Origin of the sequence: Gemmiger sp. An120, assembly GCF_002160955.1 — a bacterium.
Classification (GTDB): Bacteria; Bacillota; Clostridia; order Oscillospirales; family Ruminococcaceae; genus Gemmiger_A; species Gemmiger_A avium.
The window spans coordinates 17,927-41,993 of sequence record NZ_NFLN01000020.1; the positions used below are offsets into that span (position 1 = coordinate 17,927).

A 24,067-nucleotide genomic window follows, 5' to 3' on the forward strand; every position below is an offset into this window, starting at 1 on the left:
TTGCGAAAAACAGTTGCAATCCTTAATTGAATCTTTTATGATAAAAGAAAGACAAAATGAAGAAGACAGGAAGGGTTTGCAATATGGCAGAGTTCAAGTATGAAATTACCGAGCGGATCGCGGTGCTGAGCACCAGCGCCAACGGCTGGGAGCGTCAGCTGAATATGGTCAGCTGGAACGACCGGGAGCCCAAGTATGACATCCGCGACTGGTCTCCGGACGGCAGCAAGATGGGTAAGGGCATCAGCCTGAGCCACGATGAGCTGGCCATCCTGAAAGGCATCCTGGAGGATATGGAACTGTAATGGGGTACCGGGAAGAGTTCATTGAGATATTCACCCAGAATATTACCCGTCCGGGTGCGGACAAGCTGCTGGAATGGCTGGACACCACCGATTTTTATCGGGCGCCGGCATCCACCCGCTTTCACGGAGCCTGCGAGTCGGGCCTTGTCATGCACAGCCTGAACGTATACCACGCTCTCATGGATCGGTTCTATACCGAAGAAGAGAGCAAGGAGAGCTTTGCAGTAGTGGCGCTGCTGCACGATCTGTGCAAGGCAAACTACTACAAAGCGGGCACCCGGAACGTGAAAAACGAGACTACCGGCCAATGGGAAAAGGTTCCCACCTATAATGTGGAGGATATGTTCCCCTACGGGCACGGAGAAAAGAGCGTCTATCTCATTGAGCGCTTCATCCGGCTGCGCCCGGCAGAGGCCGTGGCAATCCGCTGGCATATGGGCGGATTTGACGATGCGGCCCGGGGCGGCTGCCGCGCCATCAGCGAGGCGTATGATAAATACCCGCTGGCGGTAAAGCTGCATATGGCGGATCTGGAAGCTACCTACCTGATGGAAAAGGGCACCGGCCGTCACTGATACTGAATAGAAAAACAGAGGGCGTCGTTCTCATGTGGAACGGCGCCCTCTGTTTTTATGCAAAAAAAGCCAGGCTGTATTTATGAAAATACAACCTGGCTTTCCAGCGCTGTGCCGGGGAATTCGTTTGTGCTATGTGTGAAAACAGCTGCTTTTGCGCAATGTGCCCAGCAATTGCCGGGGAAAACTGCCTGTGGGCTGGACAAAATGATAAATTCATAAAAATGCATTGACAATGCATAAATATCCAACTATAATACAGACAAACCCAAGCGAAAACAAAATGGAGAGAGGGAACCATTATGAACCATAAAGCGCAGAACAAGCAGTACAACAAGGTAGTGCTGGCCTACTCCGGCGGGCTGGACACCTCCATCATCATCCCCTGGCTGAAAGAAAACTACGGCTGTGAAGTGGTGGCCGTTTCCGCCAATGTGGGTCAGGCCGACGAGCTGGAAGGCCTGGAGGCCAAAGCGCTGGCCACCGGCGCCTCCAAGCTGTATGTGCTGGATCTGGTGGACGAGTTCGTGGAGGACTACATTGCTCCCACCGTGATGGCCGGGGCCAAGTACGAGGGTACCTACCTGCTGGGCACCAGCTTTGCCCGTCCGCTGATCGCCAAAAAGCTGGTGGAGATCGCGCTGCAGGAAGGCGCGGACGCCATCTGCCACGGCTGCACCGGCAAGGGCAATGACCAGGTGCGCTTTGAACTGGGCATCAAGGCGTTTGCCCCGGATATGCCCATCATCGCCCCCTGGCGCGAGTGGGACATCACCAGCCGGGACGAGGAGATCGACTACGCCGAGGCCCACAACATCCCGCTGAAGATCAGCCGGGAGACCAACTACTCCAAGGACAAGAACATCTGGCACCTGTCCCATGAGGGCCTGGATCTGGAAGACCCCGCCAACGAGCCCCAGTACACCAAGCCCGGTTTCCTGGAGCTGGGCGTGGCCCCGGAGCAGGCGCCCGACACCCCCACCTATGTGACCATCCACTTTGAAAAGGGTATGCCCACCGCGCTGGACGGGGTGGAGATGAAGGCCGCCGATCTGCTGACCAAGCTGAATGAGCTGGGCGGTGCCAACGGTGTGGGAATCATCGATATTGTGGAGAACCGGTTGGTTGGCATGAAGAGCCGCGGCGTCTACGAGACCCCCGGCGGCACCATCTGGTATGCGGCCCATGCCCAGCTGGAGATGCTCTGCCTGGATAAGGAGACCAGCCACTACAAGGCGCTGGTGGCCCAGAAATACGCGGATCTGGTCTACAATGGCCAGTGGTTCACCCCGCTGATGGACGCGCTGAACGCCTTTGTCAAATCCACCCAGGAGAAGGTTACCGGCGATGTGAAGGTCAAGCTGTACAAGGGCAATGTGCTGCCGGTGTCGGTCACCAGCCCCAACAGCCTGTACAGCGAGGATCTGGCCACCTTTGGCGAGGACGCCATCTACGACCAGGCCGATGCGGGCGGATTCATCAACCTGTTCGGCCTGCCCATCACCGTCAGCGCCAAGCTGGCCGGCAAGGGCAAGTAAACACGAGAAAAGGAGGGTACTGCCCATGGCAGACGCATACGAGACCCGCCTGTGGGGCGGCCGCTTCCACGAGGACGAGGATGCATTGATGCAGCGGTTCAACGGCAACGCCTGCGAAACGCTGTGGCTCATGGAGCCGGACATTGAGGGGAGTCTGGCCCATGTGGCCATGCAGGTACGGTGCGGGCTGCTCACGGAGGGGGAGGGCAAGACCCTTACCGAGGGGTTGGAAAGTATCCTGGCCGACTGGCGCAGCGGCGCCATTACCTGCGGCCCGGAATATGAGGATGTGCATACCTTTGTGGAGCTGAACCTGATCCGCCGGGTAGGAGAGGTGGGCAAAAAGCTGCACGCCGCCCGCAGCCGCAACGATCAGGTCAACACCGATATGAAGCTGTACGTCAAGGCCCAGCTGCACCGGGTGGCCGGCCTGATCGACAGCTTCACCGCCACGCTGAAAGAAGTGGCGGACAAGAATCCCTGGCCTATGCCCGGCTATACCCATCTGCAGCGGGCCCAGGTGGTTACCTTCAAGTACTACATGCTGGCCTACGCCGAGATGATGGCCCGGGATAAACAGCGTGTACTGAATGCCCTGGACCTGATGGACGAGAGCCCGCTGGGCTGCGGCGCGCTGGCGGGTACCACCCACCAGATCGACCGGGCGTTTACCGCCGAAAAGCTGGGCTTTTCCCATGGGCCCTGCAAAAACTTTCTGGACGGTGTGTCCGACCGGGACTATGTGCTGGAATCGCTGAGCGCGTTTTCCATTCTGATGATGCACCTGTCCCGCCTGTCGGAGGAACTGGTGCTCTGGTCCAGCGCTGAGTTCGGCTTCATTACACTGGACGACAAGTACACCACTGGCTCCAGCATCATGCCCCAGAAGAAGAACGCCGACGGGGCGGAACTGGTACGCGGCCAGACCGGTCGGGTCTATGGCCATCTGACCGCCCTGCTCTGCACCATGAAGGGCCTGCCGCTGGCCTACAACAAGGATATGCAGGAGGATAAACTGGCCTTCTACGACAGCCTGAATGTGGTTACGGCCTGCCTGCAGGTTACCGAGCGGATGATCGCCACCCTGACCCCCCATCCGGAGATCATGCGGGCGGCTATCAAAAAAGGATTCATCAACGCCACCGAAGCCGCCGACTATCTGGTGCGCAAGGGCATGCCCTTCCGGGATGCCCACAGCGTGGTGGGGCAGCTGGTGCTCTACTGCGAGCAGCAGGGCAAGGCGCTGGAAGAGCTGTCGCTGGAAGAACTGAAAGCGGTCAGCCCGGTCTTTGAGGAGGATGTCTACCCGGAACTTACCTGCGACGCTATCCTCCACCGGGGCATCAAGCAGGAGATGCTCTGAGATCAGTAAAGCCCGTTCCTTTTCCAACGCGCAGTGATGCGCGCGCACACAACAAAACCGCCGGCAGCTAGACTGCCGGCGGTTTTGTTGTGTATTGAAAGATTATTCGCTGTCCTCCCAGGCGGGGTTCTGCAGGGATTGATACAGCCGGTTCAGGTATTCCAGAAGCTGGCGGGCCTCCTCCTCGCTCAGAGCGGCACGGAACCGGGCGTCCAGCTTTTTGAAGCGGGCGGCCACCCGTTCGGCGGCCAGGCGGCCGGATTCGGTCAGGGCAATCTTCTGGCAGCGGCGGCAGGCCGGATCCTGGGTACGGGTCACAAATCCGGCCTCCACCAGCCGGTCCACGCTGCGGGAAAGGGTGGAAACGTCAATGCCGCATTCCTCGCCCAGTTCCCGCTGGGTGCGGGGGCCGGTACGCAGCAGACATTCCAGCAGCCGGGGCTGTCCCTGGCCCAGCGGAATGTCCAGCTGCAGAAATTCTTTCCGAAGCAGACGCCGTTTTTCGTTCTCCAGCCGGGCAACGGCCAGACGCAGTTCGCGGGGCTCCATTGGTTTGCCTCCCTCCGATCAGGCCAGCTGGGACTGGCCGGTATACAGCTGATAGTAACGGCCCTTCTGCTCCAGCAGGGCTTCGTGGTCGCCCCGCTCGATCACCTGGCCCTGTTCCACCACCAGGATGGCGTCGGCGTTGCGCACGGTGCTCAGCCGGTGGGCAATCACAAAGACGGTACGGCCCTCCATCAGGCTGTCCAGCCCCTGCTCAATCAGCTTTTCGGTGCGGGTATCGATGCTGCTGGTGGCCTCGTCCAGGATAAAGACAGGCGGCTTTGCCACCGCCGCCCGGGCGATGGCCAGCAACTGGCGCTGGCCCTGGCTCAGGTTATCCCCGTCGCCGGACAGCTGGGTGTTGTACCCGTCCGGCAGCCGGCGAATGAAGGAATCCGCGTTGGCCAGCACCGCGGCCTGCCGTACCTCCTCGTCGCTGGCGGAAAGCCGCCCGTACCGGATGTTGTCCGCGATGGTGCCGGTGAACAGATGGGTGTCCTGCACAACAACCGACAGGCTGCGGCGCAGATCGTCCTTGCGGATGCGGCGCAGGTCCAGCCCGTCGTAGGTGATGGTGCCGCTGTCGATCTCGTAAAAACGGGTGATCAGGTTGATGATGGTGGTTTTTCCCGCGCCGGTGCTGCCCACAAAGGCAATGGTTTCGCCCGGCCGGGCGAACAGGCTTACATCCCGCAGCACCGGTTTGCCGGGTACATAGCTGAAGGTCACATGATCAAACCGCACGTCGCCTTTCAGCGGTACCAGGCGGCTGCCATTCGCCTCCGGGCATTTCCAGGCATAGTGGCCGGTGCGTTCGGGTACCTCGGTCAGGCTGCCGTCCGCTTCGGGGCGTACCCGTACCAGAGTGATGTCCCCCTCGTCCACCTCCGGGGCTTCGTCCATCAGGTTGAAGATCCGCTCTGCGCCGGACAGGGCGCTCAGCAGGAAGTTGCCCTGCTGGGTCAGCTGGTTCAGCGGCATGGCGCTCTGGCGCACAAACACCAGGTAGGAGCTCAGGCTGCCCAGATCGCTGTGGCCGGCCAGCACGAACAGGCCGCCCACGCAGGCTGCCACCGCGTAGTTCACATAGGAAAGGCTTACCACCGTGGGCACCATCATGCCCGCATAGCTGGCGGCGGCGGTGCCCGCTTTGCGCAGGGATTCGTTCAGCAGGCAGAACCGCTCAAAATCCTGCGGCTCATGGTTGAACACCTTTTCCACCTTCTGACCGGCCACCATCTCCTCCACAAAGCCGTTCAGTTCGCCAAGGTGCTTCTGCTGCTGGGAGAAATAGTGTTTGCTGCGCTTGCTGCTGTAGAGAATAAAGGCGGTCATGGCCGCCAGAAACGCAATCACGATCAGGGAAAGCCGGGCGTTCAGCACGATCAGCAGGGTGATGGTGCCGGTGACCATGCAGAAACTCTGGATCAGCAGGGTAAAACTGTTGTTCAGGGCTTCGGTCACGGTATCCACGTCGTTGGTGAAATGGCTCATCAGTTCCCCATGGGTATGGCCGTCAAAATATTGCAGGGGCAGGCTCTGGATATGGGTGAACAGATCCTGCCGGATTTTGGCCACCACCTGCTGGGCGGTGCGCACCATCAGCTGGTTGTAGCCAAAGGTGGCCAGCGCACCCACGGCATACATCACCGCCATGCCCAGAATGGCCCGGGTAAGCCCGGGCAGGTCACCCGGGGCAATAAAGTTGTTGATGACCGGTTTGAGCAGATAGGTGCCCATCAGATTGGCCAGACTGCTGATAACGACCAGCACGGCCACCGCGGCCAGTGCCAGCCAGTGCATCCCCAGATAGCGGCACAGGCGGCGCAGCGTCTTTTTCAGGTCTTTTGGCCGCTTATAGCTGGCCGGTACACGCATTGCCATTACAATCCCGCTCCTTCCTGCTGCGAATGATAGATTTCCTGATAGATGCGGTTGTGCTCCAGCAGGCTCCAGTGGGTGCCCACCTCGTTGATCCGGCCATTATCCAGGATTACGATCTGGTCCGCATTCAGTACGGAGGAGATCCGCTGCGCAATGATGATTTTGGTTGTATGGGGCAGACACCGGGCCAGCCCGTCCCGGATCTTGGCCTCGGTGACCATATCCACCGCACTGGTGGAGTCGTCCAGAATCAGCACCTTGGGCTTTTTCAGGATGGCCCGGGCAATGCACAGCCGCTGTTTCTGGCCGCCGCTCACGTTCACGCCGCCCTGGCCCAGATCGGTGTCATAGCCGTTTTCCAGCCGCCCGATGAACTCATCCACACAGGCGATGTGGCAGGCTTCTTCGATCTCGGCGTCGGTGGCATCCGGCTTGCCCCAGCGCAGGTTATCCCGCACCGTGCCGCTGAACAGGGTGTTCTTCTGCAGTACCATGGCAATGGCGTCCCGCAGGTGGGCCAGCGGATATTCCCGCACCGGCCGCCCGTCCACCCGCACGGTGCCCTCGGTGGCGTCGTACAGACGGGGAATCAGCTGCACCAGGGTGGATTTGGCCGAGCCGGTGCCGCCGATGATGCCCACGGTGGAACCGGCCGGGATGGTCAGGGTGATATCCCGCAGCACATACTCCGCCGCGCCGGCCCGGTACTGGAAGGAAACGTGGTCAAACTCAATGTCGCCGTGCTCCACCGCCACGTCTTGGGCGTCCTCTTCGGTGATATCCAGCGGTTCGTCGATCACTTCAAAGATGCGCTGGCCGCTGGCGATGGCCCGGGTCAGCAGCAGAAACACGTTGGAGAACATCATCAGGCTGTTCAGCACCTGCAGCACGTAACTGAGAAAACCGGTCAGCTTACCGATCTGCATGGTACCGCCGATGATCATGCCGCCGCCGATCCACAGAATCGCCAGAATGGTGCCGTACATCACCAGCTGCATGGCGGGCATGTTGAGCACGGCGATCCGCATGGCCTGGCGGGAAACCTGGCACAGGTTGTCGTTTACCTGACCGAACTTTTCGATCTCATAGTCTCCGCGCACATAGGCCTTGACGATCCGCACAGCGGTCAGGTTTTCCTGCACGATCCGGTTGACCAGGTCGATGGCCCGCTGCATCCGGGAATAGAGCGGCCGCACGTGCCGGATGATCTGGAACAGCAAAAATCCCAGCGTCGGGGCCGCCACCAGAAACACCAGCGCCAGCCGGGCGTTGATCAGAAAGGACATGCACAGCGCGGTGATCATCATGATGGGGCTGCGCACCCCCGGCCGCAGGCCGTTGATCACCGCGTTCTGGATGGTGGTCACGTCGCTGGTCAGCCTTGTCACCAGGGATTCGGTCTGGAACCGGTCCCGGTTGGCAAAGGAGAAGCTTTGAATCTTGGCGTATTCGGCCTTGCGAACCTCGGCAGCCAGTCCGTGGCCGCACAGCGCCGAGAAGCGGGCGCTGCCCACCCCCAGCACCATGGCAATCACAGCGCAGACGCACATCAGCGCCCCCTGCTGGAAGATATACGCCCGGTCGCCGTTGGCCACACCCACGTCCACGATGTTCACCATGATCATGGGGATCACCAGTTCAAAGACCGTTTCGGCAGCCACGCAGAACACAGCCAGCGCGGTCCACAGCCGGTATTTGTGCAGATAGCCCGCGAAACGGCGGATCAGCTGCATATAGAATCACTCCTTCGTATATATTGTGCCTTCAACAGAAGATGCAGGCTTCGATGCCGGGCAGCAGCCTGTATACCGAACAGCCGATCCGGGCCTCAAAGGCCTCCTTGATGGCGAAGGTGCGGTTCCAGCGCTCCACGGTAAAGGGAAAGGCCCCGTATCGCCGTGTGGTGTCCACAAGGCGTTTTTCCAGAATACAGAAGCCGTTGGCATCCGCCAGCGAGTCGCACAGGATGATCAGCCGGTCATACTCGTCGTACTCCACCTGTTCCAGAAACTGCTGGATAAAGCGGTACTGCTGGGGTGTGATATCCTTTTTGCCGATGTCGGCTTCGATATCCTGGATGGGAAAGGAGTGGGTCAGGCAGACCCGCGCCACCTCGTCCCATCCCTGCGCCATGGCATAATCATATCCGTCGATGATGTGCCGCACCGCCGCCACACCGGTACGGCGGCCGATGTCGTGCAGCAGCCCGCAGACATAGGCTTTTTCGCTGTCCATTCCGGGGCAGCGGGCGGCAATGCGCCGCGCGGCCTCGCCGGTATTCTGCGAATGGCGCACCCACAGCCCGGGGTTGGCCTGCGCGGCCAGCTCCAGTTCGCGGCGCGCCGTTTCCGGGGCAGGGAACATAGGGGCTTCCTCCTTTACAGGTTCTGTCGGGGCAGAATCAATACTTGCATATGCAACTATTGTAAATGCAAATACTGACTTTGTCAACCAAGGGGCAAAACGAAAGGGCGCGTCCCGTTTCCGGAACGCGCCCCGCGCTTTTTCCCTCTTATACTTCCACAACACCTTCGTATACCAGCACCGCGTCGCCGGTGAGGGTGACCCCTTCGTCTGTATAGCAGACCGTCACATCGCCGCCCCGCAGCTTGACGGTGATGGGCTCGCCTTTGGGGCAGTAACCGTTTTCCACCGCCGCCACCACCGCCGCGCAGGCGCCGGTGCCGCAGGCCACGGTCTCCCCGTTGCCCCGCTCAAATACCCGCATCTTCAGGGTGTGATCGTTTACCACCCGCACAAATTCGGTGTTGACCCGCTGGGGGAACAGCGGCGCGTGCTCGAACTGCGGGCCCACCGTTTCCAGATCCACCGCGTCCACCCGGGGGCAGAACACCACGCAATGGGGATTGCCCATGGACACGCAGGTCACCCGCCAGTCCTGGCCGGCGATGGTTACCGGCACGTCCACCGCCGGATCGGCGGTCAGCGTACAGGGCAGATCGGCGGGATGCAGGCTGGCCTTGCCCATCTCCACCCGGGCGCTGCTCACCTTGCCGCCCCGCAGGTAGAGATGCAGCTGCTTTATGCCGCTGGCGGTCTCCACCGTGATCTCATCGCCGGTCACATAGCCCCGGTCGTGGGCCAGTTTGGCCGCACCCCGGATGCTGTTGCCGGCCATTTTGCCCTCGCTGCCGTCCTGGTTGAAGATACGCATCCGGATGTCCGCAATCTCCGAGCGCTCCAGCAGCACCACGCCATCGCCGCCGATGCCGTAATGCCGGTGGCACAGCCGCACCGCCAGGGATTCCGGGCAGGTGATGGCTCCATCGAAGTTCTCAAAGAAGATGTAGTCGTCTCCGGTGCCCTGCAGTTTGGCAAAGGGCAGGGTCTGCCGGGCAGTGCGCATATGGTTCAGGTCCACCAGCTCAGTGTTCTGCTGGGTGAACCGGCTGGCCAGAATATCCGCCAGCGCCCCGGCAGTGTCCAGCGAGGTAAAGCAGGGGATGGACAAGGTCAGCGCGTGCCGGTGCAGGGTGATGTAGTCGGCCAGCGATTCATCCTCCGCCGCGCCGGTGTAGACAATGGCACCGATCTTGCCCTCATCCAGCAGCCGCAGGATCTCGTCCCCCTCGCCCATGGGCTGTACCCGCTGCACGTCCACGCCCAGGGCCTCCACCGCATCGGCGGTGTCCGGGGTGGCATACAGGCGGATGCCCAGGTCGTCCAGCTTTTTGGCCACCGTGATGACCTCGTACAGGTCGTGGCCGTCCACGCTCAGCAGCACGCCCGCGCCGCCCTCCAGCAGGGCCGGGCGCACATCGATGCCCGCCGCGGCCAGCCCCTTGAACAGGGCCTCCCGCAGATCCTTGCCGATGCCCAGCACCTCGCCGGTGCTCTTCATCTCCGGGCCCAGGTAGGCGTTCACGTCGTTCAGCTTTTCAAAGCTGAACACCGGCACCTTGACCGCCACATAGGGCGGAGCGGGCCACAGCCCGTCGCCGAAGCCCAGCTCTTTCAGCGGCGTGCCGGTCATCACCTTGGCGGCCAGATCCACCATGGGCACCCCGGTCACCTTGCTGATGTAGGGCACCGTGCGGCTGGCCCGGGGGTTCACCTCGATGACATACAGCTCGTTTTTCCAGATCAGGTACTGGATGTTGACCAGCCCTTTGGTTCCCAGGGCCAGCGCCAGCTTGCGGGAGCAATCCACTACCTGATCCATCATCATATCGCTCAGATTGTAGGGGGGATACACGGCGATGGAATCGCCGGAGTGCACCCCGGCCCGCTCGATATGCTGCATCACGCCGGGGATCAGCACATCGGTGCCGTCGCTGATCACGTCCACTTCCAGTTCGGTGCCGGGCATGTACTGGTCGATGAGCACCGGGTTTTCGATGCCCCCGGCCAGAATCCGCTGCATGTAGCGGCGCACTTCGTCGTCGCTGCGCACGATGCGCATGTTCTGCCCGCCGATCACATAGCTGGGCCGCAGCAGCACCGGATATTCCAGCTGGCGGGCGGCATCCAGCGCTTCTTCCAGCGTCAGGGCGCTCAGGCCCCGGGGACGCCGGATGCCGAATTTCTCCAGCAGCGCGTCGAACCGTTCCCGGTCCTCGGCGGTGTCGATGCCCTCGGCGCTGGTGCCCAGGATGGGAATGTGCTTTTCGTCCAGATACCGGGTCAGCCGGATGGCGGTCTGGCCGCCGAAGGCCACCACCACACCCGTCGGCTTTTCCACCGCGATGATGTCCATTACATCCTCCGGGCAGAGAGGCTCAAAGTAGAGCCGGTCGCCGGTGTCGTAGTCGGTGGAGACGGTTTCCGGGTTGTTGTTCACGATCACCACATCGTAGCCCAGTTCTTTCAGCGTCCAGACACAGTGTACCGAGGAATAGTCAAACTCGATGCCCTGGCCGATGCGGATCGGGCCGCTGCCCAGCACCAGCACGGTGGGACGGCCGCTGCGGGCAAAGCTGCGGGCTTCGCAGTGTACCCCCCAGCCGCTGTAGAAATAGGGGGTGCGGGCGGAGAACTCGGCGGCGCAGGTGTCCACCATCTTATAAATGGCGGACAGATGCTCCGGCAGCGCCCCGCCGCTCAGGCGGGCCAGCGCCGCGTCCGGATAGCCCAGTTCCTTGCCGGCCAGATATTCCTCCCGGGTCAGAGCCTTGCCCGCGATGCTCGCTTCATACTCCGCCAGCCGGGCCAGCCGGTGCAAAAACCACCGGTCAACGCGGGTAATGGCAAAAATCTCATCCACCGATACCCCGGCCTTAAGGGCTTCAAACACCGTGAACAGCCGCTTGTCGTCCATCCGGTGCAGCCGTTCGGTCACCGGAGCGTCGTCGGCGGGGGCGGCGTTCAGGGTATCCAGACCAATCTCCGCGCCCCGCACGGCCTTCATCAGCGCCATCTCAAAGCTGGGCCCGATGGCCATGACCTCGCCGGTGGCCTTCATCTGGGTGCCCAGCTTGCGGCTGGCCCCGGCAAACTTGTCAAAGGGCCATTTGGGCATCTTGACCACCACGTAGTCCAGCGCGGGCTCAAAGCAGGCGCAGGTCTCGCCGGTCACGTCGTTGGAAATCTCGTCCAGGGTGTAGCCCAGGGCGATGCGGGTGGTGATCTTGGCGATGGGATACCCGGTAGCCTTGGAGGCCAGCGCCGAGGAACGGCTTACCCGGGGATTCACCTCGATCACCGCGTATTCAAAGCTGTCCGGATTCAGGGCGAACTGGCAGTTGCAGCCGCCCACAATGCCCAGCGCGCTGATGATGTTCAGCGAGGCCGAGCGCAGCATCTGATACTCCTTGTCGGACAGGGTCAGCGCCGGGGCTACCACAATGGAGTCGCCGGTATGCACCCCCACCGGGTCAAAGTTTTCCATGCTGCAGATGGCGATGACGTTGCCGGCCGCGTCCCGCATGGTTTCAAACTCGATCTCTTTCCAGCCGTAGATGTACCGCTCCACCAGGATCTGGGTGATGGGGGAGGCGTCCAGCCCGGTGTGGGCCACCGCCCGCAGCTCCTCCGGCGTGTAGGCCACGCCGCCGCCGGTGCCGCCCAGGGTGTAGGCCGGCCGCACAATTACCGGGTAGCCAATCCGGTCGGCCACCGCCAGCGCGGCGTCCACCGTTTCGGCAATGTCGCTGGGGATCACCGGCTCGCCGATGGCGGCCATGGTCTCTTTGAATTTCTCCCGGTCCTCGGCCTTTTCGATGGCTTCCACATTGCTGCCGATCAGCCGCACGCCCCGGCTTTCCAGAAAGCCTTCCCGGCCCAGCTGCATGGCGATGGTCAGGCCGGTCTGGCCGCCCAGCCCCGCCAGCAGGCAGTCGGGCTTTTCCTTGTCGATGATGCGCTTGACCGTTTCGGCGGTGAGCGGTTCCAGATAGATCTCGTCCGCCAGAGCCTTGTCGGTCATGATGGTGGCCGGGTTGGAGTTGACCAGCACCACGTTCACGCCCGCCTCTTTCAGTACCCGGCAGGCCTGGGCGCCGGCGTAGTCGAACTCCACCGCCTGCCCGATCACGATCGGCCCGGAGCCGATCATCAGCACCTTGCGGATGCTTGTATCAAGTGGCATCGACCGACCCTCCCTCCATCAGTTGAATGAACCGGTCAAACAGAAAACCGGTGTCCCGGGGGCCGGCACAGGCCTCCGGGTGGAACTGCACCGTAAAAGCGCGCAGCTGGGGATAGTCCAGCCCCTCGCAGGTGCCGTCGTTGGCGTTCACAAACCGCAGCCGCGCCCCGGGCACCGAGTCCGCCACCACCGCGTAACCGTGGTTCTGGCTGGTGATGTAGGTGCGGCCGCCCGCAAGATCCCGGGCGGGCTGGTTGGCGCCCCGGTGGCCGTATTTCAGCTTGACGGTGCGTCCGCCCGCCGCCAGGGCCAGCAGCTGGTGCCCCAGGCAGATGCCGAAGATGGGCAGTTTGCCCAGCAGCCGGGACAACTCCGCAATGCAGCCGGTGTTTTCCGCCGGGTCGCCGGGGCCATTGGAGAGCAAAATCCCATCCGCGCCCAGCGCCAGCACCTGTTCGGCGCTGGTGCCGGCGGGCAGCACCGTTACCCGGCAGCCCCGCTTCTGCAGTTCCCGGGCGATGTTGGCCTTGGCGCCGTAATCCAGCAGGGCCACATGGTGGGTTTCCTCCCCCGCCGCGGGCAGGGTATAGGGGGCGGCGCAGGTTACCGAGGCCACCGCGCCCTCTACCTGGTACGCGGCCACGTCCGCCAGGTCGGCGGGCGGGGCGGAGGTAATGATGGCGTTGGTCACGCCCTTTTCCCGGATGATGCGGGTGACTTCCCGGGTATCGATGCCGCAGATGCCCGGCACGCCCTTCGCTTTCAGAAAGGCGTCCAGGTCATACTGGCTGCGGAAGTTGGAGGGGGTGGGGCACCAGTGGCGCACCACATAGCCCTTTACCCGGCATTCGCCCTCAAAATCCGCCTCGATCACCCCGTAGTTGCCGATGAGCGGAAAGGTCTGCAGCACGATCTGCCCGGCATAGCTGGGGTCGGTGAGGGTTTCCAGATAGCCGCACATGTTGGTGGTGAACACCAGTTCGCCCACCGTGTCGCCCTCCGCGCCGAACCGCTGCCCCTCAAAGGCGGTGCCGTCCTGCAGCACAAGCCATGCCTTTTCCATTGCTGTCACCTCACTGTGCGTTTCCCATGCACTTCACCAGCACCGCTTTCTGGGCGTGCAGGCGGTTCTCGGCCTGTTCAAAGATCTCGTCCGCGTGCTGCTCAAACACCTCGGCGGTGATCTCCTCCTCCCGGTGGGCGGGCAGGCAGTGCAGCACCATCGCGTCGGGCTTGGCCACCGCCATGTTGGCGGCGTTCACCTGGTAGGCGGCGAATACCTTGCGGCGCTCCTCCGCCTCGGCCTCCTGACCCATGGAGGCCCACACGTCGGTGTACACCACGTCCGCGTCCTTCATGGCCTCCTGCACATCTTCGGTGCACAGGAAGCTGCCGTTTTCCGCCGCCCACTGCATCAGGGCCGCGTCCGGCTCGTGCCCGGCCGGGCAGGCAATCGCCACCTGCATGCCCATGGTGATGCCGCCGGCAATCAGGCTGTTGGCCATGTTGTTGCCGTCGCCCACAAAGCAGAGCTTCTTGCCCGCCAGGGCGCCCTTGCGCTCCCGGATGGTCATCAGATCAGCCAGCACCTGGCAGGGATGGCAGTAATCGGTCAGACCGTTGATGATGGGAATGGAGCCGTACTTGGCCAGATCCTCCACCTCCTGCTGGGCAAAGGTGCGGATCATGATGCCGTCCAGGTAGCGGCTCAGCACCCGGGCGGTGTCCTCCACCGGCTCGCCCCGGCCGATCTGCAGATCCCGGCTGCTCAGAAACAGGGCCGAACCGCCCAGATCGTACATGCCTACTTCAAAGGATACCCGGGTGCGGGTGGAGGACTTGGAGAAGATCATGCCCAGGGTCTTGCCCTTGAGCAGGTGATGCTCCACGCCGTTTTTCTTTTCGTATTTCAGCTGATCCGCAATGTTCAGGATTTCGTTGATTTCCGCGGCGGACAGATCCGCCAGTTTCAGCAAATGTTTCATTCTGCACACACCTCTTTGAGAATTTGTACCCCCTGCGCCAGCAGGTTCTGGGGAATGTTCAGCGGCGGAAGCAGCCGCACCTTGTTCTTGGCACGCAGGGGCAGCACGCCCCGCGCCTGACAGGCGGCCAGCACCTCGCCCGCGCCCTTTTCGGTTTCAATGCCCAGCATCAGGCCGGCTCCGGTCACGCTCTTGATGCCTGGCGCGCCTTCCAACTGGCTGCGCACCCAGTTGCCCTTGGCGGCCACCTGGGACAGGAAGGCTTCGTCCAGCCGTTCCAGGATGGTCAGCGCCCCGGCGCAGCATACCGGGTTGCCGCCGAAGGTACTGCCGTGACTGCCCGGCACCAGAACACCGGCGGCCTTGCCGCCCAGGATGGCCGCGCCCAGCGGCAGCCCGCCGCCCAGGCCCTTGGCGGTGGTCACCACGTCGGGCTGCACACCGCTGTGCATATAGCCGAACAGCTTGCCGGTGCGGCCGTTGCCGGTCTGCACCTCGTCCGCCATGAGCAGCAGGCCCCGTTCCTGCGCCAGCTTGGCCAGCCCCTGGATAAAGGCGGGCTCCAGCGGGATGACCCCGCCTTCGCCCTGGATGGCTTCAAACAGGATGGCGCAGCAGGAATTCGCGTCCAGCTGCTTTTCCACATCGGCCAGGTTGCCCGGCTCGGCATAGACAAAGCCCGGGGTCAGGGGCAGGAAATCCTTGTGGAATACCTCCTGCCCGGTGGCGGCCAGGGTGGCCAGGGTGCGGCCGTGGAAGCTGCCTTTCAGGGTCAGGATGGTGGTGTGCTCCGGCCCCAGATGCTCGGCCCCGTATTTGCGGGCCACCTTGATGGCGCATTCGTTGGCCTCCGCGCCGGAGTTGCAGAAGAACACCTGCTGCATCCCGGTGCGCTCACAGAGCATGGCGGCCAGTTTGGCGCAGGGCTCTGTGTAGTAAAGGTTCGAGGTGTGCTGCAGTCTGGCGGCCTGTTCGCAGACTGCTTTCTGCCACACCTCGTCGCAGGCGCCGAAGGCGTTTACCCCGATGCCGCTGCCCAGGTCGATGTATTCCTTGCCGGCCTCATCGGTCAGCACCGACCCGTGCCCGCCAGTCAATACCACCGGGAACCGGGCATAGGTGGGGGCTATATAGGTCTGGTCCAGTTGTTTAATGTTGTCCATAACTGCCTCCCTGGATAAACATGGTGCCGATGCCCTCGTCGGTGAGGGTCTCGATCAGGATGGCGTGGGGAATGCGCCCGTCGATGATGAATACCCGGTTCACGCCCCGGCGGATGGCCTCGATGCAGCAGTCCACCTTGGGGATCATGCCGCCGGAGATGATACCCTCCCGCATCAGCTGGGGCGCTTCGCTCACTGTGATCTGGCTGATCAGGGTGGCGGGATCGTCCTTGTCCCGCAGGATGCCGCTGGTGTCGGTCATGGAGATCAGGCTCTCGGCCTTGAGGGCGGCGGCGATGCGGGCGGCGGCGGTGTCCGCGTTGATGTTGTACACATTGCCCTCCGCGTCGCAGCCCACGGTGGAAATCACCGGGATGTAGCCCTTTTCCAGTACATCCAGCACCGGATCCACGTTGATCTGGGTGATCTCGCCCACGTAGCCCAATTCCTCCCGCAGGGGTTTGGCCTGGATCAGATAACCGTCCATGCCGCTCAGACCGATGGCCTTGCCGCCCTTGCTCTGCAACAGGCTCACCAGGCTCTTGTTGATCTTGCCCGCCAGTACCATCTGCACCAGTTCAGCGGTCTCCTTATCGGTCACCCGCAGCCCGTCGATAAACTTGCTTTCCTTGCCCACCCGGCGCATCAGGTCGCTGATCTCCGGACCGCCGCCGTGCACCAATACCACTTTTACCCCGATCAGGCTCAGCAGTACCAGGTCGCCCATGACGGCCTGTTTCAGTTCTTCGTTGATCATGGCGTTGCCGCCGTATTTCACCACCAGGATCTTGCCGGCGTATTTCTGTATGTAGGGCAGGGCGTGGATCAGCACCTGTGCCCGCTGTGCGTTGCTCAGTTCCATTCTGTACAGCCTCCTCAGGTGCGGTAGTCGCCGTTGATCTTTACGTAGTCGTAGGTCAGATCGCAGCCCCAGGCGGTGCTCTCCGCTTCGCCCATATGCAGGTTGACCTGAATCTCAATTTCGTCCTTGAGCAGAATTTCCTTGGCGTACTCCTCGGAGAAGGGGATGCCCGCCCCGTCCTTGCAGACCTCGATCCGGCCCGCCGCGCTGGCAAAGGCCACGTCTACTTTCTGCACATCCACGGCCGCGCCGCTGTAGCCGATGGCGCAGAGCACCCGGCCCCAGTTGGCGTCCGCCCCGAACATGGCCGCCTTGACCAGAGAGGAGCAGATCACCGCCTTGGCCACGGTGCGGGCGGTGGCCAGATCGGGCGCGCCCTGCACCCGGCATTCCAGCAGGCGGGTGGCGCCCTCGCCGTCGCCGGCCAGCATCCGGCACAGCTGCATGGTCACGGTGTTCAGCGCTTTCATGAAAACGGCGAACTCCTCATTTTCCTCAGTTACGGGGGCGTTGCCGGCCAGTCCGTTGGCCAGGATGACCACCATATCGTTGGTGGAGGTGTCCCCGTCCACGCTGACCATGTTGAAGGTGCTCTGCACATCGGTGGACAGGGCCTTGTGCAGCAGTTCGCTGCTGATGGCCGCGTCGGTGGTCAGGAACACCAGCATGGTGGCCATATTGGGATGAATCATGCCGCTGCCCTTGGCGATGCCGCCCAGATGGCAGGTCTTGCCGCCCAGAGTAAACTCCACGGCGGCTTCCTTGGCGATGGTGTCGGTGGTCATGATGGCCATGGCGGCATGCAGGCTGTTGTCATAGCCCAGATCGGCGGCCAGGGGTGCCATGCCGGCCGCAATGGGGGCCAGGTTCAGCGGCTGGCCGATCACGCCGGTGGAGGCTACCGCCACGTCCTCGGGGACGATGCCCAGCTGGTCGGCGGCCAGCTGGCACATCTCTTTGGCAATCTGCGGGCCGTCCGCGTTGCAGGTGTTGGCATTGCCGCTGTTGCACAGAATGGCCTGGGCCTTGCCGTCGGCCAGATGTTCTTTGGTCACCAGAAGCGGTGCGCCCTTGACCAGGTTGGTGGTGTAAACCGCCGCCGCGCTGGCGGGGCAGTCGCTGACGATCAGCGCCAGATCCCGCTTGGTCTGGTTCTTCCGGATGCCGCAGTGCACGCCCGCGGCCTTGAATCCCTGTGCGGCACACACGCCGCCTGTAATCTGTTTCATCGTTTCTCCCTCGTTTGCTTTCTTATATTTATATATAGAGCGATGGTCAGGCGAGATGCAGCCCGGTTTCAGGCGGCAGGCCCAGCACCAGATTCATACATTCCACCGCGGCGCCGCTGGCCCCTTTGCCCAGGTTGTCGTACCGGGCCATCAGCAGGATGCGGTCCTCGTTGCCGCCCACCGAGATTTCCATGCGGTCCAGCCCGCTCAGCGCCGCGGCGGAGAAGAAACCGTCCTCCCCGGTTTCGGGCTGCCAGTGAACCACCGGCCCGGTATAGAGCGATGCATACAGCTGCCGCACATCCTCCGGTGTGCCTTTCAGCTGGCTTCGGAACAGCGGCACCGTTACCGCCATGCCGCTGTAGAAATCCGCCACGATAGGGCAGAACACCGGGGCGTTTGCCAGCCCGGTCACCGCCTGCATCTCGGGCAGGTGCTTGTGGGTCTGGCCCAGGCCGTACTGGCGGGGCGCATCCAGCAGCCCGCTTCGCCCATCGGCTTCATACTGGGCGATCATGGATTTGCCGCCGCCGCTGTATCCGGTTACCGAGTGGCAGGTGAGCAGCGCGTCCGTATCCAATAGCCCGGCCTGTACCAGCGGCTGCACCAGGGCGATGAATCCGCTGGCGTGGCAGCCCGGCACCGCAATACGCTTGCCGGTTTTGATCTTGTCGGCAAAGGCGGGCCCCAGTTCCGGAAATCCGTATGCCCAGCCCGGCGCGATCCGGTGGGCGGTGGAGGCGTCCAGGATCACCGCCTGGCTGCCCTCTGCCAGTGCCACCGCCTCCCGGGCGGCCGCGTCAGGCAGACAGAGAAACGCGATGTCGCATTCGGTCAACGCCTTTTGACGGGCCTGCGGGTCTTTGCGCTGCTCCTCCGGCAGGGTCAGCAGCTGAATGTCCGTCCGTTGTTCCAGCCGCTGGCGGATCTGCAAACCGGTGGTTCCGGCGCTGCCATCAATGAATATCGTATGCATAATTACAACCCCTCACTGTGCGGGCAAGCCTTTTTGCGGGCTTACCGGTTGGATTTATTGTATATCATTATGAAATAATATGCAATAGATTTTGCAATAAAATGCATTGATTTTACAGAATGAATAAGACGGACATAGACTTTAAGCCGTAAGTTTGATGATCTTGCCAGACAAAGCGGCTGCATAAATACACGGAAAAATGTGCCGAGAAAAGCCGTCTCAAAAAATATTGAAAAATTTTTTGAAAAAAGGTGTTGACTTTTGCTATGGCATCCCGTATAATAAACAACGTCGCCGGTGCGACGACGACAAAACAACAAAATCTGGCCCGGTAGTTCAGTTGGTTAGAACGCTAGCCTGTCACGCTAGAGGTCGTGAGTTCGAGCCTCATCCGGGTCGCCACATGCTGTTATAGCTCAGTCGGCAGAGCACATCCTTGGTAAGGATGAGGTCGTGCGTTCGAATCGCATTAACAGCTCCAAAAACCGCGTTGGCAATCGCCGGCGCGGTTTTTTGTTGTCTGCCCATAGCCGCGGCAAACGCCGTCTGGTTGACATAACCGCCCCGGCCGTGGTTAAATAATATGGTATGCCGCTTTTTCGCGGCGGTTTGTTCGGGGCGGCGGCGCCGCCCACATCGGGAAGAAGGAGAGGAAATCTATGCCAAAAAAGCAAGCCTACGGCAACGAAAGTATCACCAGCCTGAAGGGCGCAGACCGGGTGCGCAAACGTCCCGCGGTTATTTTCGGTTCCGACGGGGTGGAGGGGTGCGCCCATTCGATCTTTGAGATCCTTTCCAACTCCATCGACGAGGCCCGGGAGGGCTTCGGCACCAAAATCACCCTGACCCGCTTCAAGGATGGCAGCATCCAGGTGGAGGATATGGGCCGGGGCATTCCGGTGGATTACAACGCCAAGGAGGACCGCTACAACTGGGAGCTGGTCTTCTGTGAGATGTACGCCGGCGGCAAGTACACCGCCGGGGAGGACAACTACGAATACTCCCTGGGCCTGAACGGTCTGGGCCTGTGCGCCACCCAGTACGCCAGCGCCTGGATGACCGCCGACATCTACCGGGACGGCTTTCACTATCATCTGGACTTCCGCAAAGGCGAGAACGTGGGCGGCCTGAAAAAGGAACCGCTCACCCGCAAGCGCACCGGTTCGGTGATCCGCTGGATGCCGGATACCGAGGTGTTCACCGATATCGCAGTGCCCACCGAGTACTTCACCGATACCATGAAGCGGCAGGCGGTGGTCAACGCCGGCCTGACCCTGGTGTTCGTGGACGAGATGGGCGGCGAGCGCACCACCACCGAATTCTATTATGAAAAGGGCATCGAGGATTATGTGGAGGAGATTGCCGGGCTGGACGGTATGACCCCGGTGGTCTACTGTGAGTCCTCCGCCACCGGCCGGGACCGGGAGGACCAGCCCGACTACAAGGTGCGGATGACCGCGGCTTTCTGCTTCTCCAATAAAGTACAGCTGCTGGAATACTACCACAACTCCAGCTTCCTGGAGCACGGCGGCAGCCCGGACCGGGCGGTGCGCACCGCCTTTGTGAACCAGATCGACGCTTTCCTTAAAAATAAGGGCATGTATAAAAAAGGGGAGAGCAAGATCACCTTCGCGGATGTGCAGGACTGTCTGGTATATGTGTCCAGCAGCTTCTCCACCCGCACCAGCTACGAGAACCAGACCAAAAAGGCCATCACCAATAAATTTGTGGCCCAGGCCATGACCGAGTTCCTCAAGCACAACCTGGAGGTCTATTTCCTGGAAAAGCCGGACGAGGCCCAGAAGATCTGCCAGCAGGTGCTGATCAACAAGCAGAGCCGGGAACACGCCGAAAAGACCCGTCAGTCGATCAAAAAGACTATGTCCAGCCAGATCGACATCGCCAACCGGGTACAGAAGTTTGTGGACTGCCGCACCCGGGACGCCTCCCGCCGGGAACTCTACATCGTGGAGGGCGATTCGGCTATGGGCGCGGTCAAGACCAGCCGGGACTCCGAGTACCAGGCCATCATGCCAGTGCGCGGCAAGATCCTGAACTGCCTCAAGGCCGACTACGACAAGATCTTTAAATCCGACATCATCACCGACCTGATCAAGGTGCTGGGCTGCGGCGTGGAGCTGGGCGGCAAGAGCAAGCGGGATCTGGCCACCTTTGACCTGGCCAACCTGCGGTGGAACAAGGTGGTCATCTGTACCGACGCGGACGTGGACGGTTATCAGATCCGCACCCTGATTTTGACCATGCTCTACCGGCTGGTGCCCACCCTGATCCAGGAGGGCTATGTGTACATCGCGGAAAGCCCCCTGTACGAGATCAACACCAAAACCAAGACCTACTTTGCCTACACCGAGCCGGAAAAGGCCGCCATCCTGAGCCGCCTGGGCGAAAAGGAAAAGCCCACCATCCAGCGCTCCAAAGGTCTGGGCGAGAACGACCCGGAGATGATGTGGCTTACCACCATGAACCCGGAGAGCCGCCGCCTGATCAAGGTCATGCCAGAGGACGCGGAGGATACCGCCCGGGTCTTTGACCTGCTGCTGGGCGACAACCTGGCCGGCCGTAAGGAGCACATTGCCCAGCACGGCGCAGAATATCTGGACGATCTGGATCTGTCCTGATCGCGGGGAAAGGAGAAACCAATGGCGAAAAAGAACGCAAAGCGCACGGCCCCCGTGCGTCCCCAGCTGGGCGACCATGTGGAGATCCCCGGCGCCGGTGTGGTGCTGGAAACCCCCATCACCCAGACGCTGGAAACCAACTACATGCCCTACGCCATGAGCGTGATCGTGTCCCGGGCGCTGCCCGAGATCGACGGCTTCAAGCCCGCCCACCGCAAGCTGCTCTATACCATGTACGGAATGGGGCTGCTCAAGGGCAACCGCACCAAGAGCGCCAACATCGTGGGCAGCACCATGCATCTGAACCCCCACGGCGACGCGGCCATCTACGAAACGATGGTGCGTATGGGCCGGGGCAACGAGAGCCTGCTGGTGCCCTTTGTGGATTCCAAGGGCAACTTCGGCAAGGCGTACAGCCGGGATATGGCCTACGCGGCCAGCCGGTATACCGAGGCCCGGCTGGAGCCGGTGTGTGAGGAACTGTTCAAGGATATCGACAAGGACACGGTGGATTTTGTGCCCAACTATGACGGCACCACCACCGAGCCCACCCTGCTGCCGGTGACCTTCCCCACCATCCTGGCCAACAATACCCTGGGCATTGCGGTGGGCATGGCCTCCAATATCTGTTCCTTCAACCTGGCGGAACTCTGCCAGACCACCATCGCCCTGATGAAGGACCCCGGACACGACCTGCTGTCCACCCTGCCCGCCCCGGACTTTGTGGGCGGCGGCGAAATTCTGTACAACGAAGCCGAACTGCGCAAGATCTACGCCACCGGCCGGGGCAGCGTGCGGGTGCGGGCCGAGTACCGTTTTGAAAAAGACGGCAATATGCTGGAGATCACCCATATCCCGCCCACCACCACGGTGGAGGCGATTATGGACAAGATCGCCGAACTGGTCAAGGCGGGCAAGATCCGCGAGATCAGCGACATGCGGGATGAAACCGACCTGCAGGGCCTGAAACTGACCATCGACCTGAAGCGCGGCCAGGACCCGGACAAGGTCATGCAGAAGCTGTTCAAGACCACCCCGCTGGAGGACAGTTTCGCCTGCAACTTCAACATCCTGGTGGGCGGCCAGCCCCGGGTGATGGGTGTGGCCGAAATCCTGAACGAGTGGGCGGCGTTCCGGGCCGAGTGTGTGCGCCGGCGCACCTTCCACGACCTGCAGGGCAAGCAGAAGCGCCTGCACCTGCTCAAAGGTCTGGAAGCCATCCTGCTGGATATCGACAAGGCCATCCGCATCGTGCGGGAAACCGAGGAAGAGGCCGAGGTGGTGCCCAACCTGATGATCGGCTTCGGCATCGACCAGGTTCAGGCCGAATATGTGGCCGAGATCAAGCTGCGCCACCTGAACCGGGAATACATCCTGAAGCGCACCGAGGAGATCGAGGATCTGGAAGCCGAGATCGCCCGCCTGCAGGAGATTCTGAATTCGCCCGCCAAGATCCGCCGCATCATCATGGATGAGCTGGCGGCTGTGGCTAAGAAATACGGTGAGCCCCGCCGCTGCCGGATCGTCTACGACCTGCCCGACGAGGAAGAGGATGCCGGCGAGGACGCCATGCCGGATTATCCGGTCACGGTGTTCTTTACCCGGGAGGGCTATTTCAAGAAGATCACGCCCCAGTCGCTGCGCATGAGCGGCGAACAGAAACTCAAGGAAGGGGACAAGATCATCACCCAGGTGGAAACCCGCAACAATGTGTGGCTGCTCTTCTTCACCAACCGTTGCCAGGTGTACAAGTGCCGCGCCGGCGACTTTGCCGACGGCAAGGCCAGCCTGATGGGCGAGTTTGTACCCGCCGCCCTGGGCATGGAGCCGGACGAGGCCCCGGTCTATATGGCCATCACCGAGGAGTACAAGGGCCATATGCTCTTCTTCTTTGACAACGGCAAGTGTGCCAAGGTGCCGATGGACAGCTACGCCACCAAGCAGAACCGCAAAAAACTGCTGAAAGCCTACAGCGACAAAGCGCCGCTGGTGCAGGCGCTGCAGCTGGCGGAGGAAACCGAACTGGCCATCCAGACCAGCGCGGGCCGTCTGCTGCTGGTGGGCACCGCCCAGATTCCTGCCAAGCAGACCCGCGACACCGCGGGCGTGGCGGTGATTACCCTGAAAAAGAACCAGACCATCACCTCCATCCGGCCCGCGTCGGAACTGGAGCTGGCCAACCCCCACCGCTACCGGGTCCGCACCCTGCCCGCGGCCGGCGCGCTGCTGCGCGCCGAGGATACCGCCGAACAGATGTCCTTCTGACAGTTGACGGGCCGGGATTCTGTGGTATAATATTGGCGTATATCCCCAGGCTGCCGGGTTTCCGGCGGCTGTCAAATGCGCGGAAAAAGAGTTCCCGCCGCTGTTGCGTCCCTTTCAGAGAGCCGGGCCCCAGGCTGTAAGCCCGGCAGGGTGCGCGGCGGGTTGTCGCTTTGGAGCAGGGGCGGTGAAT

Annotated in this window: 17 protein-coding genes, 2 tRNA genes and 1 other annotated feature (1 of these 20 only partly in view); of the genes, 8 read left to right on the plus strand and 11 right to left on the minus strand. The window is 61.8% G+C overall.

Features of this window, described 5'->3' with window-relative positions; all coding sequences use genetic code 11:
* The first annotated feature begins 83 nt into the window (after window positions 1–83).
* The 4 genes from B5E65_RS13280 (at window position 84) to argH (ending at window position 3,781) form a co-directional block, all read left to right on the plus strand.
* A complete protein-coding gene (locus tag B5E65_RS13280; protein ID WP_087172249.1) occupies window positions 84–305 on the plus strand; it encodes a YdbC family protein in 222 nt (73 codons plus the stop codon).
* A complete protein-coding gene (locus B5E65_RS13285; protein WP_087172250.1) occupies window positions 305–880 on the plus strand; it encodes a hydrolase in 576 nt (191 codons plus the stop codon). Before B5E65_RS13280 ends, B5E65_RS13285 begins: the two co-directional genes overlap by 1 nt.
* Window positions 881–1,182: 302 nt before the next feature.
* On the plus strand, window positions 1,183–2,418 hold the full coding sequence (locus B5E65_RS13290) for an argininosuccinate synthase (protein WP_087172251.1): 1,236 nt from the start codon (window positions 1,183–1,185) through the stop codon (window positions 2,416–2,418).
* 25 nt (window positions 2,419–2,443) lie between these two features.
* The gene (gene argH / locus B5E65_RS13295) at window positions 2,444–3,781 is read left to right on the plus strand and encodes an argininosuccinate lyase (protein WP_087172252.1); all 1,338 of its coding nucleotides are present in this window, start codon (window positions 2,444–2,446) and stop codon (window positions 3,779–3,781) included.
* A 102-nt stretch (window positions 3,782–3,883) separates the two neighbouring features.
* Here the strand turns inward: argH and B5E65_RS13300 are convergent, their stop codons facing one another.
* The 11 genes from B5E65_RS13300 to argC all read right to left on the minus strand — a co-directional run bounded on the left by B5E65_RS13300 (window position 3,884) and on the right by argC (window position 18,973).
* The gene (locus tag B5E65_RS13300) at window positions 3,884–4,330 is read right to left on the minus strand and encodes a MarR family winged helix-turn-helix transcriptional regulator (protein ID WP_087172253.1); all 447 of its coding nucleotides are present in this window, start codon (window positions 4,328–4,330) and stop codon (window positions 3,884–3,886) included.
* A gap of 18 nt (window positions 4,331–4,348) precedes the next feature.
* Window positions 4,349–6,205 carry an ABC transporter ATP-binding protein gene (locus B5E65_RS13305; RefSeq protein WP_087172271.1) on the minus strand — a complete coding sequence of 619 codons (1,857 nt, stop codon included), beginning with the start codon at window positions 6,203–6,205 and terminating at the stop codon, window positions 4,349–4,351.
* A gap of 5 nt (window positions 6,206–6,210) precedes the next feature.
* The gene (locus tag B5E65_RS13310; RefSeq protein ID WP_087172254.1) at window positions 6,211–7,944 is read right to left on the minus strand and encodes an ABC transporter ATP-binding protein; all 1,734 of its coding nucleotides are present in this window, start codon (window positions 7,942–7,944) and stop codon (window positions 6,211–6,213) included.
* Between the two features lie 31 nt (window positions 7,945–7,975).
* Window positions 7,976–8,575, minus strand: a complete 600-nt coding sequence (locus B5E65_RS13315; protein ID WP_087172255.1) for an HD domain-containing protein — start codon at window positions 8,573–8,575, stop codon at window positions 7,976–7,978.
* A gap of 148 nt (window positions 8,576–8,723) precedes the next feature.
* Window positions 8,724–12,758, minus strand: coding sequence for a carbamoyl-phosphate synthase large subunit (gene carB, locus B5E65_RS13320; RefSeq protein WP_087172256.1), 4,035 nt, complete (start codon window positions 12,756–12,758; stop codon window positions 8,724–8,726).
* The gene (locus tag B5E65_RS13325; protein WP_087172257.1) at window positions 12,748–13,821 is read right to left on the minus strand and encodes a carbamoyl phosphate synthase small subunit; all 1,074 of its coding nucleotides are present in this window, start codon (window positions 13,819–13,821) and stop codon (window positions 12,748–12,750) included. The genes carB and B5E65_RS13325 overlap by 11 nt, the downstream gene beginning before the upstream one ends.
* A gap of 10 nt (window positions 13,822–13,831) precedes the next feature.
* On the minus strand, window positions 13,832–14,743 hold the full coding sequence (gene argF / locus B5E65_RS13330; RefSeq protein ID WP_087172258.1) for an ornithine carbamoyltransferase: 912 nt from the start codon (window positions 14,741–14,743) through the stop codon (window positions 13,832–13,834).
* On the minus strand, window positions 14,740–15,906 hold the full coding sequence (locus B5E65_RS13335; RefSeq protein ID WP_087172259.1) for an acetylornithine transaminase: 1,167 nt from the start codon (window positions 15,904–15,906) through the stop codon (window positions 14,740–14,742). Before B5E65_RS13335 ends, argF begins: the two co-directional genes overlap by 4 nt.
* On the minus strand, window positions 15,893–16,768 hold the full coding sequence (argB, locus tag B5E65_RS13340; protein WP_087172260.1) for an acetylglutamate kinase: 876 nt from the start codon (window positions 16,766–16,768) through the stop codon (window positions 15,893–15,895). Before argB ends, B5E65_RS13335 begins: the two co-directional genes overlap by 14 nt.
* A gap of 14 nt (window positions 16,769–16,782) precedes the next feature.
* Entirely contained in the window at window positions 16,783–17,997 is a 1,215-nt protein-coding gene (gene argJ, locus B5E65_RS13345) for a bifunctional glutamate N-acetyltransferase/amino-acid acetyltransferase ArgJ (RefSeq protein WP_087172261.1), read from the minus strand.
* 46 nt (window positions 17,998–18,043) lie between these two features.
* Window positions 18,044–18,973 carry an N-acetyl-gamma-glutamyl-phosphate reductase gene (argC, locus tag B5E65_RS13350; RefSeq protein ID WP_087172262.1) on the minus strand — a complete coding sequence of 310 codons (930 nt, stop codon included), beginning with the start codon at window positions 18,971–18,973 and terminating at the stop codon, window positions 18,044–18,046.
* Window positions 18,974–19,298: 325 nt separating this feature from the next.
* On the opposite strand from argC, the gene B5E65_RS13355 reads away from it, so the two are divergent.
* The 4 genes from B5E65_RS13355 to B5E65_RS13370 all read left to right on the plus strand — a co-directional run bounded on the left by B5E65_RS13355 (window position 19,299) and on the right by B5E65_RS13370 (window position 23,877).
* Window positions 19,299–19,375, plus strand: a tRNA-Asp gene (locus B5E65_RS13355).
* A gap of 3 nt (window positions 19,376–19,378) precedes the next feature.
* Window positions 19,379–19,454, plus strand: a tRNA-Thr gene (locus tag B5E65_RS13360).
* Window positions 19,455–19,632: 178 nt separating this feature from the next.
* The gene (locus B5E65_RS13365) at window positions 19,633–21,612 is read left to right on the plus strand and encodes a DNA gyrase/topoisomerase IV subunit B (RefSeq protein WP_087172263.1); all 1,980 of its coding nucleotides are present in this window, start codon (window positions 19,633–19,635) and stop codon (window positions 21,610–21,612) included.
* 21 nt (window positions 21,613–21,633) lie between these two features.
* The gene (locus tag B5E65_RS13370) at window positions 21,634–23,877 is read left to right on the plus strand and encodes a DNA gyrase/topoisomerase IV subunit A (protein ID WP_087172264.1); all 2,244 of its coding nucleotides are present in this window, start codon (window positions 21,634–21,636) and stop codon (window positions 23,875–23,877) included.
* Between the two features lie 71 nt (window positions 23,878–23,948).
* Window positions 23,949–24,067, plus strand: a binding site (T-box leader) (it continues 112 nt past the right edge of the window).

Bases quoted from the DNA above. Each gene is read 5' to 3' on its own strand.
- B5E65_RS13290 (WP_087172251.1), top strand. From the start codon at position 1,183: ATGAACCATAAAGCGCAGAACAAGCAGTACAACAAGGTAGTGCTGGCC.
- B5E65_RS13280 (WP_087172249.1), top strand. From the start codon at position 84: ATGGCAGAGTTCAAGTATGAAATTACCGAGCGGATCGCGGTGCTGAGC.
- argH (WP_087172252.1), top strand. From the start codon at position 2,444: ATGGCAGACGCATACGAGACCCGCCTGTGGGGCGGCCGCTTCCACGAG.
- B5E65_RS13365 (WP_087172263.1), top strand. From the start codon at position 19,633: ATGCCAAAAAAGCAAGCCTACGGCAACGAAAGTATCACCAGCCTGAAG.
- B5E65_RS13325 (WP_087172257.1), bottom strand. From the start codon at position 13,821: ATGGAAAAGGCATGGCTTGTGCTGCAGGACGGCACCGCCTTTGAGGGG.
- argF (WP_087172258.1), bottom strand. From the start codon at position 14,743: ATGAAACATTTGCTGAAACTGGCGGATCTGTCCGCCGCGGAAATCAAC.
- B5E65_RS13300 (WP_087172253.1), bottom strand. From the start codon at position 4,330: ATGGAGCCCCGCGAACTGCGTCTGGCCGTTGCCCGGCTGGAGAACGAA.
- B5E65_RS13335 (WP_087172259.1), bottom strand. From the start codon at position 15,906: ATGGACAACATTAAACAACTGGACCAGACCTATATAGCCCCCACCTAT.
- B5E65_RS13285 (WP_087172250.1), top strand. From the start codon at position 305: ATGGGGTACCGGGAAGAGTTCATTGAGATATTCACCCAGAATATTACC.
- B5E65_RS13305 (WP_087172271.1), bottom strand. From the start codon at position 6,205: ATGCGTGTACCGGCCAGCTATAAGCGGCCAAAAGACCTGAAAAAGACG.
- B5E65_RS13370 (WP_087172264.1), top strand. From the start codon at position 21,634: ATGGCGAAAAAGAACGCAAAGCGCACGGCCCCCGTGCGTCCCCAGCTG.
- argC (WP_087172262.1), bottom strand. From the start codon at position 18,973: ATGCATACGATATTCATTGATGGCAGCGCCGGAACCACCGGTTTGCAG.
- B5E65_RS13315 (WP_087172255.1), bottom strand. From the start codon at position 8,575: ATGTTCCCTGCCCCGGAAACGGCGCGCCGCGAACTGGAGCTGGCCGCG.
- argJ (WP_087172261.1), bottom strand. From the start codon at position 17,997: ATGAAACAGATTACAGGCGGCGTGTGTGCCGCACAGGGATTCAAGGCC.
- argB (WP_087172260.1), bottom strand. From the start codon at position 16,768: ATGGAACTGAGCAACGCACAGCGGGCACAGGTGCTGATCCACGCCCTG.
- carB (WP_087172256.1), bottom strand. From the start codon at position 12,758: ATGCCACTTGATACAAGCATCCGCAAGGTGCTGATGATCGGCTCCGGG.
- B5E65_RS13310 (WP_087172254.1), bottom strand. From the start codon at position 7,944: ATGCAGCTGATCCGCCGTTTCGCGGGCTATCTGCACAAATACCGGCTG.